The sequence below is a fragment of the Nocardioides immobilis genome (assembly GCF_003515065.1).
Classification (GTDB): domain Bacteria; phylum Actinomycetota; class Actinomycetes; order Propionibacteriales; family Nocardioidaceae; genus Nocardioides; species Nocardioides immobilis.
In genome coordinates this window covers 64,011-76,239 of the sequence record NZ_QXGH01000031.1, presented here as the reverse complement: position 1 = coordinate 76,239, position 12,229 = coordinate 64,011, and the positions used below count along the sequence as shown (strand labels likewise).

7 protein-coding genes are annotated in these 12,229 nt (G+C 71.7%); 6 read left to right on the top strand and 1 reads right to left on the bottom strand.

Features of this window, described 5'->3' with window-relative positions; genetic code table 11:
• Positions 1–143 precede the first annotated feature (143 nt).
• The 5 genes from D0Z08_RS23980 (at position 144) to D0Z08_RS23960 (ending at position 8,687) form a co-directional block, all read left to right on the top strand.
• Entirely contained in the window at positions 144–1,739 is a 1,596-nt protein-coding gene (locus D0Z08_RS23980) for an AMP-binding protein (RefSeq protein WP_118927809.1), read from the top strand.
• A gap of 62 nt (positions 1,740–1,801) precedes the next feature.
• Positions 1,802–3,913, top strand: a complete 2,112-nt coding sequence (locus D0Z08_RS23975) for a PhoX family protein (RefSeq protein WP_118927808.1) — start codon at positions 1,802–1,804, stop codon at positions 3,911–3,913.
• 209 nt (positions 3,914–4,122) lie between these two features.
• A complete protein-coding gene (gene leuS, locus D0Z08_RS23970) occupies positions 4,123–6,612 on the top strand; it encodes a leucine--tRNA ligase (protein WP_118927807.1) in 2,490 nt (829 codons plus the stop codon).
• Between the two features lie 63 nt (positions 6,613–6,675).
• Complete coding sequence (locus tag D0Z08_RS23965; protein ID WP_118927806.1) at positions 6,676–7,539, top strand: DegV family protein; 864 nt, start codon at positions 6,676–6,678, stop codon at positions 7,537–7,539.
• Between the two features lie 185 nt (positions 7,540–7,724).
• Positions 7,725–8,687, top strand: a complete 963-nt coding sequence (locus D0Z08_RS23960; protein WP_118927805.1) for a ComEA family DNA-binding protein — start codon at positions 7,725–7,727, stop codon at positions 8,685–8,687.
• Here the strand turns inward: D0Z08_RS23960 and D0Z08_RS23955 are convergent, their stop codons facing one another.
• Positions 8,688–9,728, bottom strand: coding sequence for an HPP family protein (locus D0Z08_RS23955; RefSeq protein WP_118927804.1), 1,041 nt, complete (start codon positions 9,726–9,728; stop codon positions 8,688–8,690).
• 143 nt (positions 9,729–9,871) lie between these two features.
• Here D0Z08_RS23955 and D0Z08_RS23950 point away from each other — a divergent pair, with 143 nt between their 5' ends.
• Positions 9,872–12,223: a ComEC/Rec2 family competence protein gene (locus tag D0Z08_RS23950; RefSeq protein WP_118927803.1), complete on the top strand. Its 2,352-nt coding sequence runs from the start codon at positions 9,872–9,874 to the stop codon at positions 12,221–12,223.
• The last annotated feature ends 6 nt before the right edge of the window (positions 12,224–12,229 follow it).

Below are 12,229 nucleotides of genomic sequence, written 5' to 3'. Positions count from 1 at the left end.
GGGACGCAGGTTCTGGCCGCGCGGCCATCGGATGGTGGTCCGCAATGACTAGGTCCGCCCGTAGTTCGGAGGGGCGCGCCGAGATCGGTCGGAGGCGCTACGGTTCGGGGATCGACGCCCGCTCTCTCCGAGAGGACACCGCTGTGCCGTTCCAGAGCCCCTTCGCCGATGTCGAGATTCCTGACGTCAGCGTCTACGACTACCTCTTCTCCGGACTGACCGACGACGAGCTCGGCCGGGTCGCGGTCTTCGACTCGGCGACCAACGCGGAGACGACGTACGGCGACCTGCGCGCCCGCATCGACGCGTTCGCCGGTGCGCTGGCGGCTCGCGGGATCAAGCCGGGCGACGTCGTGGCCCTGCACTGCCCCAACACGGCGGCGTTCGTGATCGCCTTCCACGGCATCCTGCGGGCGGGTGCGACGGCGACGACGATCAACTCGCTCTACACGCCGCCCGAGATCGCCAACCAGCTCCGCGACTCCGGTGCCATCCGCTACGTGACGGTCTCCCCCCTGCTGCCCGGCGCGATGGCGGGCTGCGCCGAGGTCGGCCTCGGGCAGGAGCACGTGATCGTGCTCGACGGGGCCGAAGGCCACGAGTCGATGATGGACCTGCTGTCGGAGGGCGCTCCGGCGCCGGAGGTCTCGATCGACCCGGCGACGCACCTCGCCGTACTGCCGTACTCGTCCGGTACGACGGGCAAGGCCAAGGGCGTCATGCTCACCCACCGCAACCTGGTCGCGAACGTCCAGCAGTCCCTGACGGCGATCCAGGAGCGGTCGGACGATGTCGTCCTCGCCGTCCTCCCGTTCTTCCACATCTACGGGATGAACGTGATCATGAGCCTCACGCTGAAGGTGCGGGCCAAGCTGGTCACGATGCCGCGCTTCGACCTCGGCGACTTCCTCCGCCTAATCCACGAGCAGCGGATCAGCTTCCTCTACATCGCCCCGCCGATGGCGGTCGCGCTCGCCAAGCACCCGGCCGTCGATGACATCGACACCTCCAGCGTGCGGGCGGTGCTGAGCGGTGCCGCGCCGCTCGACGAGGCCCTGGGCCAGGCGGTCAAGAAGCGCCTCGGCTGCGGGATGCAGCAGGGCTACGGCATGACCGAGCTCAGCCCGGTCTCCCACGCGCTGCCGCTGGACCGCGACGACATCTCGATCGGCTCGGTCGGCATGGCCGTGGCGAACGTCGAGTTCAAGGTCGTCGACCCGGGCACGGGGGAGGAGATCGACGCCGTCCCCGGCGGGCGCACGGCGCCGGGCGAGCTCTGGGTGCGCGGCCCCAACGTGATGGTCGGCTACCTCGGCAACGACGAGGCGACCCGCGAGACGATCGACGCCGACGGCTACCTGCACACCGGCGACATCGTCGAGGTCGGCCCGGAGGGCGAGGTCTACGTCGTCGACCGGCTCAAGGAGCTCATCAAGTACAAGGGCTACCAGGTGCCGCCGGCCGAGCTCGAGGCCGTGCTGCTGACGCACCCGGCCATCGCGGACTCGGCGGTCGTGCCGCATCCGGACGAGGATGCCGGTGAGGTCCCGCACGCCTTCGTCGTGCTCCAGGAGGGTGCCACCCTCACCGCCGAAGAGGTGATGGCCTACGTCGGCGAGAAGGTCGCGCCGCACAAGAAGATCCGGGTCGTCGACTTCATCCCGGTCATCCCGAAGTCGGCGTCGGGCAAGATCCTGCGCAAGGACCTCAAGGGCAAGACCGCGTCCGACTTCTCCTAGCCTTCACCGGCCGGACACCATCGGACCGGCCCGGGTTCAGCGGTGGTCTGTTGGCTCCGGCCATGACTGTCACGCGCCCCGAGAACCGCTCGCTCCTGTCCCTGACCCCGGTCGCCCGCGAGGGCGTCCGGCACGGATCGCGGTCCTACCTGACCTGCCTGTTCAAGTGCGGCAACGCCTGCGACCACGCCCAGCCCAACCAGACCGAGACGGGTCACATCCAGGACGAGATCGCGAAAACGGTCGCCCGGCGGTCGGTGCTCCGCGGCGCAGCCGTCGGCACGGGCGCGCTGGTGCTGGGCGGCGCGGCGACGGCCGCCACCGGCTCGCTCGCCGCCGCCGCGACCGCTCCGCTCGCGGCGGCGGGTCCGCTGGCCCGGGTGGACTTCCAGCCGGTGCCGCCGAACCGGCGGGACGCGGTGGTCCTTCCCAACGGCTTCGACCACAACGTGATCATCCGGTGGGGTGACCCGGTCCTGCCCGGCGCGCCGTTCTGGTCGCCGTACAACCTGACGCTGGAGGCCGTGAAGAAGACGTTCGGCTACAACAACGACTACGTCGGTGTCGTGCCGCTCGACGACACGACCGCGTTGATGACGGTCAACCACGAGTACGACGACCCGACCCTCATGTACCCGGCGGGCAGGTACAGCCAGGAGCAGATCGCCCGGTTCGGCATCTACTCGCACGGGCTCTCGGTGGTCACGATCAAGCGCGGCAAGGTGCCGGGGTCCTGGTTCCGGGAGAAGGACCTCGCCAAGGCACCGAAGAACCGCCGCATCAACGCCGACACCACCTTCAGGGTGACCGGCCCGGCCGCCGGCCACGCGCTGCTCCAGACCACGGCCGACCCGTCCGGCTCCCGGATCAAGGGCACGCTCAACAACTGCGCCGGCGGCACGACGCCGTGGGGCACCGTGCTGTCGGGCGAGGAGAACTTCAACCAGTACTTCAACACCGAGGGGACGATGCCCACGGGCCCGACCTTCGGCACGGCGAAGGACTCCTACAGCCGCTACGGCATCGCCAAGTCCAGCAGCGACCCGCGCCAGTGGTACCGGGTCGACGAGCGGTTCGACCTGGCGACCGAGCCCAACGAGCCGCACCGGTTCGGCTGGATCGTCGAGGTCGACCCGATGCACCCCGGCGAGGCGCCGAAGAAGCACTCGATGCTCGGCCGGTTCAAGCACGAGGGTGCCTGCGTCGTCATCGCGAGCAACGGCAGGGCCGTCGCCTACTCCGGTGACGACGAGCGCGGCGACTACATGTACAAGTTCGTCTCCGCCGAGAAGTACGACGACAGCGGCACCCGCGCCGCCCGTCGCCACAACAAGACCCTGCTCAGCAAGGGCACCCTGTTCGTCGCGAAGTTGACGGGCAACGACACCGGTGCCATCGAGGCGCCGTACGACGGGACCGGCGAGTGGATCCCGCTGGCCAGCGACACCGAGTCGTTCGTGCCCGGCATGACCGTCGCGGAGGTGCTGGTCTTCACCCGCCAGGCCGCTGACCTGGTCGGCCCGACGAAGATGGACCGTCCCGAGGACGTCGAGGTCAACCCGGTCAACGAGAAGGTCTACGTCGCGCTGACGAACAACTCCAACCGCGGCTCGTCGTACCCCGCCGACGAGGCCAACCCGGTCACGGTCTCGGGCACGCGGACCAGCCCGGGAGCGCCGCTCGTGAACCAGAGCGGCAACCGCAACGGCTACGTCCTCGAGATGACTCCGAGCGACGGCAACCACGCCCGGCGGGCCTTCACCTGGGACCTGATGCTCGTGTGTGGCGACCCGGAGTCGCCGGAGACCTACTTCGCGGGCTACGACAAGTCGAAGGTGAGCCGGATCAGCTGCCCGGACAACCTGACCTTCGACAGCGTCGGCAACCTGTGGATCTCGACCGACGGCGCACTGACGCCGATGGGCCAGAACGACGGCCTGTTCCGGGTGCCCGTCGCAGGCCCGGAGCGGGGCCACGTCAAGGCGTTCCTCACGGTGCCCAAGGGCGCCGAGTGCTGTGGTCCGCTGGTCTACGACAACGACCGGTCGCTGTTCTTCGCCCCGCAGCACCCGGGGGAGATCAGTGGCGCGACGTTCGAGGAGCCGGCGAGCACCTGGCCGCACACGAACGACTTCCCGCGTCCGTCGGTCTGCGTGGCCTACCGGCAGCGCTGAACCATCGCACGCCGAGCCTGTCGGGGCGCCTCGACAGGCTCGGCGTGCGTGCGCGCGCTGCGGTACGCTGACCTCGTGCGGACGAACCTGCTTCTTACCTAGCCGCGTCGACGATCCAGACGGGTCGACGCGGCCGCCCCTCCCTGCGTGAGGGGCTTTGTTGTGTCTGAAGGCAGTACCGAAGCAGGCGACAGGACGAGAGAGCTGAGATGAACGAGCACGAGGGACACCACGAGGCGGCGTCGTACGACGTCCAGGCCGTCGAAGCGAAGTGGCAGCCGGTCTGGGAGAAGCTCGACCCGTTCCGCGCCGACGACGCCGCGGTGGCGAGCGGCGAGCGCCCGAAGTACTACGCCCTCACGATGTTCCCCTACCCGAGCGGCGACCTGCACATGGGCCACGCCGAGGTGATGGCGCTGCACGACGTCATCGCGCGGTACCGCCGGATGCAGGGCTACGAGGTGCTCAACCCGATGGGGTGGGACTCGTTCGGTCTCAACGCCGAGAACGCCGCGATCAAGCGCAACGAGCACCCGGCGACCTTCACCTACGCCAACATCGAGGTGCAGTACGAGTCGTTCAAGCGCTACGCGACGGCGTTCGACTGGTCGCGCCGGCTGCACACCTCCGACCCGGAGTACTACCACTGGACCCAGTGGCTGTTCCTGAAGTTCCGCGAGCGCGGGCTGGCCTACCGCAAGCTGAGCCCGGTCAACTGGTGCCCGCAGGACCAGACGGTGCTCGCCAACGAGCAGGTCGTCGACGGCAGGTGCGAGCGCTGCGGCGCCGAGGTCACCAAGCGCGAGCTGACGCAGTGGTACTTCAAGATCACCGAGTACGCCGACCGGCTGCTCGCCGACATGGAGCCGCTGGCCGAGCGCTGGCCGGACCGGGTCGTGCACTCGCAGGTGAACTGGATCGGCCGCTCCGAGGGTGCTCACGTCGCGTTCGAGGTCGAGGGCCGGGACAAGGCGCTGACCGTCTACACGACGCGGCCCGACACCCTGTTCGGTGCGACCTTCATGGTGGTGGCGGCCGACGCCCACCTGGCCGGCGAGCTGGTGACCGACGAGCAGCGCCCGGCGTACGAGGCCTACCTGGAGGAGGTCCGGAAGGCCTCCGAGATCGAGCGGATGGCGACGGACCGGCCGAAGACCGGCGTCTTCCTCGGCGTGCACGCGACCAACCCGGTCACGGGCCAGCGGATCCCGGTGTGGGCCGCCGACTACGTGCTGGCCGACTACGGCACCGGCGCGATCATGGCGGTGCCCGGGCAGGACCAGCGCGACTACGACTTCGCGAAGGCCTTCGACCTGCCGATCGTGCGCACGGTCCAGCCCCCCGAGGGCTGGGAGGGCGAGGCCTACACGGGTGCCGGTCCGGCGATCAACTCGGCCAACGAGGACATCTCGCTGGACGGCCTCGAGGTGGCCGAGGCGAAGCGGGTCACCATCGACTGGCTGACCGCCCAGGGCCTGGGCTCCGGCGCGGTCAACTACCGGCTGCGGGACTGGCTGCTGTCGCGCCAGCGGTTCTGGGGCGCCCCGATCCCGATCATCCACTGCCCGTCCTGCGGCGAGGTGCCGGTCCCGGAGGACCAGCTGCCCGTCGTGCTGCCGGAGCTGAAGGGCGCCGACCTCAAGCCGAAGGGCGTCTCGCCGCTGGCCGCCGCCGAGGACTGGGTCAACGTGGACTGCCCGTCGTGCGGTGGGCCGGCGAAGCGCGACAGCGACACGATGGACACCTTCGTCGACTCGTCGTGGTACTTCCTGCGCTTCTGTTCTCCCGGCGCGACCGACGGTCCGTTCGACCCGGCGCAGGTGCGGATGTGGGGCCCCGTCGATCAGTACGTCGGCGGCGTCGAGCATGCCGTGCTGCACCTGCTGTACGCCCGGTTCTTCACCAAGGTCCTGCACGACATGGGGATGCTCGACTTCACCGAGCCGTTCCAGGCCCTCCTCGGCCAGGGGGTGGTCGTCAACCAGGGCAAGAAGATGTCGAAGTCGCTGGGCAACGGCGTCAACCTGGGTGAGCAGCTGGACAAGTTCGGCGTCGACGCGGTGCGGCTGACCCTGGTGTTCGCGAGCCCGCCGGAGGACAACATCGACTGGGCCGACGTGAGCCCGGCCGGATCGCTGCGGTTCCTGCAGCGGGCCTGGCGGCTGTCCGGCGACGTGACGTCGGAGCCGGGTGCGGACGCCGGCGCCGGTGACGTCGGGCTGCGCAAGGTGACCCATCGCACCGTGCACGACGCGGCCGAGCTGCTGGAGAACCACCGGTTCAACGTCGTCGTCGCCCGCACCATGGAGCTCGTCAACGCGACCCGCAAGGCGATCGACTCCGGTTGCGGACCGGCCGACCCGGCGGTGCGGGAGGCGACCGAGACGGTTGCGATCCTGCTGTCGCTGGTGGCGCCGTACACCGCCGAGGAGATGTGGGAGCGGCTGGGCCACCAGCCGTCGGTCGCCCAGGTCGCGTGGCCGACCGTGGACGAGTCGCTGCTGGTCGAGGACACCGTGACCGCGATCGTCCAGGTCCAGGGCAAGGTGAAGGCCCGGCTCGAGGTCGCGCCCGACGTCTCGGACGCCGACCTGGAGGCGGCCGCGATGGCCGACCCCGACGTCGTACGCGCGATCGACGGGCGTGAGGTGCGCCGGGTGATCGTCCGTGCGCCCAAGCTCGTCAACATCGTGGTCTGATGCAGCCGCTGGTTGAGGTGCGAGCTTGCGAGCGTCGAAACCAAGGCCGGTAGGTTGCCGTCTATGACGGTCGCGCTCGTCACCGACTCCACCGCGAGCCTCACGCCCGAGGTCGCCGGGGAGTGCGGGGTCTCGGTGGTGCCGGTCCAGGTCGTCATCGACGACGTGTCGTACGACGAGGGCGCCGACGAGGCGTCCCCGGCGTGCGTGGCCGCGGCCCTGCGGGAGAAGCGATCGGTGAGTACGTCGCGACCGGCGCCCGCCGTGTTCGCGGACCTGTACCGGCGACTGGCCGACGAGGGAGCCGACGAGATCCTCTCGGTGCACCTGTCGAGCGAGGTGAGCGGGACCTTCGAGTCCGCCCAGGTGGCGGCGCGGCACGCGCCGGTGCCGGTGACCTGCGTGGACACGCGGCAGGTCGGCTTCGGCACGGGATATGCCGTCGAGTCGGCGGCTGCGGTCCTGGCTGCCGGGGGCAGTCGCGCCGAGGCGGCCCGGGCCGCGCGGGAGCGCGCTGCTGCGGTGACGTCCGTGCTCTACGTCGACACCCTCGAGTACCTCCGTCGTGGCGGTCGGATCGGGGGCGCCGCGGCGGTGTTCGGCGGTGCGCTCGCGGTCAAGCCGCTGCTGGCGATCGAGAACGGCGTCATCACCACGTTGGAGAAGGTGCGCACGTCCGGCCGGGCGATCAGCCGGCTCGAGGAGCTGGCCGTGGCCGCCGCGGGTGACCAGCAGGTCGACGTGACGGTCGCGCACCTCGCGAGCGAGGAGCGGGCGGGCGCGCTGGCTGCGAGTCTTGCCGACCGGCTCGAGAAGCAGCTCGACGGTCGTGAAGTCCGGTGCGGCGAGCTCGGGGCGGTGCTCGGCGCGCACGTCGGGCCGGGCATGCTCGCGATCTGCGTCGCGCCCCTCGTGCCGACTGTCTGAGTGCGGGGGTGTTGGTCCATGCGGTTTGGGACCAAACCGCATGAAGTCGGCCCTGGGGACTGTCGCTTCTGACCAATCGGCGGTCGGACCGGCATCCGTCCACAGGCGCCATCGGGCGGCTCCCTTGTCCACAGGTGCGCGGTCGCTCCGGTGCGACGGGGGCGCCAGCCACCTAACGTGCCGGCATGCGCAGCACTCGTGGGACGTCCGGCGGCGAGCCGTCGCGGTCCGAGCGCGCCGACGCAGCCGCCCGTCGGCTCGCGCTGCTCGCTGCTGACATCGGAGCGGTCGACCCTGGTTCCGGGGCAGGGGAGTGGCCCGGAGGTCCGGGTGACTTCACGCGGGTGGTGCCGGCCCGGCGCGCGGTGTCGCCGGGCGATCCCGAACCAGATCCCGAACTCGCGGGAGCCGTCGACCAGTCCCCGGCGCCCGCGCCGCCGGTGGTGCCCCGTCCCGGACGACATGCCGCTCGCCGGAGGCTGAGCTGGTCGGTGCCCGGGTTGACGGCTGCGCGTCTCCCCGGGCTGGGTGCGCCCCAGGTCACGGTGCTGGCGGTGGTCGTGGCCGTGGGTGTGGCGCTCGCCGCCTGGTGGGTGGTCCGCGACCAGGCAGCGCCGGTGGGTCCGCTCGCGGCGCAGCCGGCGGCGTCCGCGGAGCCGCTGGTCGCCGGTACCGGAGGCGGCGAACCGGCCGGCGCGACCTCGACGGGCGAGACCGGTGACACGGTGACCGTCGACGTGACGGGCAAGGTACGCCGCCCGGGGATCGTGGTGCTCGACGTCGGCGCCCGGGTCGTCGACGCCCTGGAGGCTGCCGGCGGGGAGCGGGAGGGCGTCGACCTCGGCACCCTCAACCTGGCCCGGGTACTGGTCGACGGTGAGCAGATCGTGGTGGGAGCGCCGCAGGCGACGGTGCCATCGGCGCCGACCGGCTCAGCGACTCCCGGCGTGCCACCGGCCCTCGTCAACCTCAACACCGCCACCCAGGCAGAGCTGGAGACGTTGCCCGATGTCGGCCCGGTGACCGCCCTCGCGATCGTCACGTGGCGCGATGAGCACGGTGGCTTCACGAGCGTCGACGAGCTGCTCGAGGTGGACGGGATCGGCGACGTGACGCTCCAGAAGCTCGCGCCCTACGTCACGGTGTGACTATCGGGACCCGTCCTCCAGCAGCGCCCGGTGCAGGACGGTGATGAGATCTCCGCGGGTGACGATCCCGACCAGCCGGTCGTGCTCGTCGACGACCGGCACCACCTTGAACCCTTCCTGCGTCATCACCGGGACCAGGTCGGCCACCGGGGTGTCCGCGAGGATGGTCGTCACCTCGCGGATCATGATCGACTCCACGGGCTCCAGCTCGACGAGGTCGCGGGTGAAGAGGTCGATGATCGACACGATGCCGACGACGTGGGCGTTCTCGTCGACGACCGGGAGGGTCTTGACCTGGCGCTGCACGATCACCGTGCGGGCGCGGTAGATGGACTCGAACGGCATCACCGTGGCCACCTCGGTGTGCATGACCCGTTCGACCGGCACGCTGCCGAGCCGCCGGTCCAGCGCGTGCGCCTCGGCGTCCCGGACCAGGGCCACGACGTCCTCGGGCAGCACGTCGAGCCGCTGCGACAGCCGGGCCATGGCCGACTCGATGTCCGCGGCGCCGAGGGTGAGCTCGGCAGCGGCGCCCGTCGGGGGAGGCGCTGCGGGTGCCCGGTGCGGGTAGCGCCGGCCGGTGAGGTTGTTGATCGCGATCGCGACGAGCAGGAGTGCGACGGTGTTGACCGCGACCGGCAGTGCGGCGAACGCGATGCCCTGCTCGTCGATCGCCGGCGTCGCGGTGGCCGCGAGGAGCGCGCACGCGCCACCGGGCGGATGGAGGCACCGCAGCAGCATCATCACGCCGATCGCGGCGCCGACCCCGACGGCGCCCGCCAGCAGCACGTCGTCGATCAGCCAGTGGGCCGTCAGCCCGACCAGGGTGGAGATGATGTTGCCGCCGACGACCGGCCAGGGCTGCGCGAGCGGGCTGGCCGGCACCGCGAACAGCAGAACCGCCGCCGCGCCCATCGGCGCGACGATGAACGGCAGCGACTCCGCTCCGCCGGGCACTACCTTCGCCGTGGCACCCGCCAGCGCGATGCCGAGGAGGGCGCCGGCGGCGCCGCGGGCCAGCTCGGCCGGGGAGTAGCGCATCACCCACGGAACCCTAGGTCTACGCCGGTGACGGAGCGGGTCCGGCCCGGTTGTCGTCCACAGGGCCTCCCGGCTGCGTCGTACTCCACAGCGTCCTCCGGTCGAGCGGGTCCGCGTCGGGAGGCCTCCGTAGCTTCCCCGCCATGACGCAGCAGACCGAGGTCGACCCCGGGCGCAGGCCGGCTCACGACCTGCGGATGGCGGTCGTCGTGACGGTCGGCTGGCTGGGCGGCATCGCGGCGTACGGCGTGGGCGCCTGGTCGGTCTGGCTTCCCGTCGCGCTCGTCGTCGTCGCTGTCGTCCTGGCGCGGCAGGGAAGGGCACGGGGCTCCCGACTGCTGGTGGGCTGCGCCGTGGTGGGCACCGGGGTGGTCGCGAGCGCGTTGCTGCGGAGCGAGGCGGTCGCCCACGGGGTGCTGCGGGCGGTCGCCGAGGAGCGAGCCGTGGCTGAGCTGCGCGGGACCGTCGTGTCCGACCCGCTCGTGGTCGACGGCCAGTGGGGCCAGCAGGTCGTGGTGCGGGTCCGGGTCTGCGAGGTGACCGCGCGTGGCACGAGGTACCGGCTGGGAGGGGTGGTGCTCGCCCTCGGTGACCCGGGCTGGTCGCGCGTTGCGCTCGGGTCCGAGGTGAGGTGGGTGGGTCGGCTCGCGCCCGCGGACGACGCCGACCTCGCAGCCCTGGTCGTCGGGTCCCGGCCGCCCGTCCGGATCCGGGGGCCGGACGTGTGGTGGCGCGGCGCAGCGGCGGTCCGGTCCTCGATCCGCGACTCGGTCGACGGCCGGCCGGCGGCCCAGCGTGAGCTGGTGCCGGCACTCGTCGTCGGTGACGACGTCGGCCTGCCGGACGAGGTCGAGCGTGACTTCCGGACGACCGGGCTCACCCATCTGACGGCCGTGTCGGGCACCAACCTCACCCTGGTGGTCGGCTTCCTGCTGCTCCTCGCGCGTTCGGTCGGGGTGCGGGGTCGTTGGCTGACTCTGGTCGGCCTGCTCGGCATCGTGGGGTTCGTCCTGCTCGCCCGCACCGAGCCGAGCGTCGTCCGCGCCGCCGCCATGGGGACCGTCGGGCTCTTCGCTCTCGGGACCGACGGGCGGCGTCGCGGCCTGCGGGCGCTCGGGGTGGCGGTCACCGCGCTGTTGCTGGTGTCGCCGGCGCTGGCCGTGTCGGCCGGGTTCGCGCTCTCGGTGCTCGCGACCGGCGGGATCGTCCTGCTCGGGCCGCGGGTGCAGGCGGCGCTCGGACAGTGGCTCCCGATGCCGATGGCCGGCGCGATCGCAGTCCCGTTCGCCGCCCAGCTCGCGTGCACTCCGGTCATCGCCGCGCTCTCGGGCGAGGTCAGCCTGGTGGCCGTGCTGGCCAACCTGCTGGTCGCCCCGCTCGTCGGGCCGGCGACAGTGCTCGGCCTGGCCGGGGGACTGGCGGGACTGGTGTGGGATCCCCTCGGCCGGGTGGTCGGCACGGGGGCGGCCCTCTGCGTCGGCTGGATCGTGCTGGTGGCGCGGTGGGGCGCCGACCTGCCGGTCCCCTCGGTGGGGTGGGGCTCGGGCGTGCTGGCGATCGCCGCCCTCGTCGCACTGTGCCTGGGCGTGGCTCTCGCCGCGCCCGCGCTGTTGCGCCGACGGCGCCTCGGCGTCGTTGTCGTCGTCGCGTCGCTGGTCGTGGTACTGGGCGTGCCGGGTCGGATCGCGTCGGTCCCCGGCGGCTGGCTTCGCGGCTGGCCGCCGCGCGGGTGGGTGCTGGCGGCGTGCGACGTCGGTCAAGGCGACGCGCTCGCCGTGTCGGTCGCGCCCCACCAGGCGATCGTCGTCGACGCCGGCCCGGACCCCGACCTCGTCGACCGGTGCCTCGACCGGCTCGACGTCACCCAGGTCCCGCTGGTGGTGCTGACCCACTTCCATGCCGACCACATCACCGGGTTGCCGGGCGTGCTGGACGGGCGCACGGTCGGGGTCGTGGAGGCGAGCCCGATGCTCGACCCCGCTGCCGGGGTGGAGGAGGTGACGCGGACGGCGGCTGAGGCGGGCGTGGTGGTCACCCGGGCGTCGTACGGCAGGACGCTTCGGTACGGCGACGTCACGCTCCAGGTGCTCTGGCCCGACCTGCCGGCCCCGGTCCGCGGTCCCGGCGACGGCTCGGCGGCCAACGATGCGAGCGTGGTCCTCCTCATCGAGTCCCGCGGGATCCGGATGCTCCTCACCGGCGACATCGAGCCGCCCGGCCAGCAGCGCCTCGCAGCCGTGCTGCCCGACCTCGACATCGACGTGCTCAAGATCCCGCACCACGGGAGCACCCACCAGGACACCGACTGGCTGCGCTCGCTCGACGCCGAGATCGCGGTCGTGTCGGTGGGCGAGGACAACGACTACGGACACCCCGATCCGTGGCTGCTCGACGCCCTCGTCTACGGCGGCGCCGAGATCGCCCGCACCGACCAGGACGGCGATGTCGCGGTGGTGGCGGGGGAGGGCGGACCGACTGTCGTCACCTCGGACTAGGCTCGC

What these genes read in the sequence shown, in the direction of transcription:
- D0Z08_RS23975 (WP_118927808.1), top strand. Translation starts at nt 1,802, where the DNA reads ATGACTGTCACGCGCCCCGAGAACCGCTCGCTCCTGTCCCTGACCCCG.
- leuS (WP_118927807.1), top strand. Translation starts at nt 4,123, where the DNA reads ATGAACGAGCACGAGGGACACCACGAGGCGGCGTCGTACGACGTCCAG.
- D0Z08_RS23965 (WP_118927806.1), top strand. Translation starts at nt 6,676, where the DNA reads ATGACGGTCGCGCTCGTCACCGACTCCACCGCGAGCCTCACGCCCGAG.
- D0Z08_RS23960 (WP_118927805.1), top strand. Translation starts at nt 7,725, where the DNA reads ATGCGCAGCACTCGTGGGACGTCCGGCGGCGAGCCGTCGCGGTCCGAG.
- D0Z08_RS23955 (WP_118927804.1), bottom strand. Translation starts at nt 9,728, where the DNA reads ATGCGCTACTCCCCGGCCGAGCTGGCCCGCGGCGCCGCCGGCGCCCTC.
- D0Z08_RS23950 (WP_118927803.1), top strand. Translation starts at nt 9,872, where the DNA reads ATGACGCAGCAGACCGAGGTCGACCCCGGGCGCAGGCCGGCTCACGAC.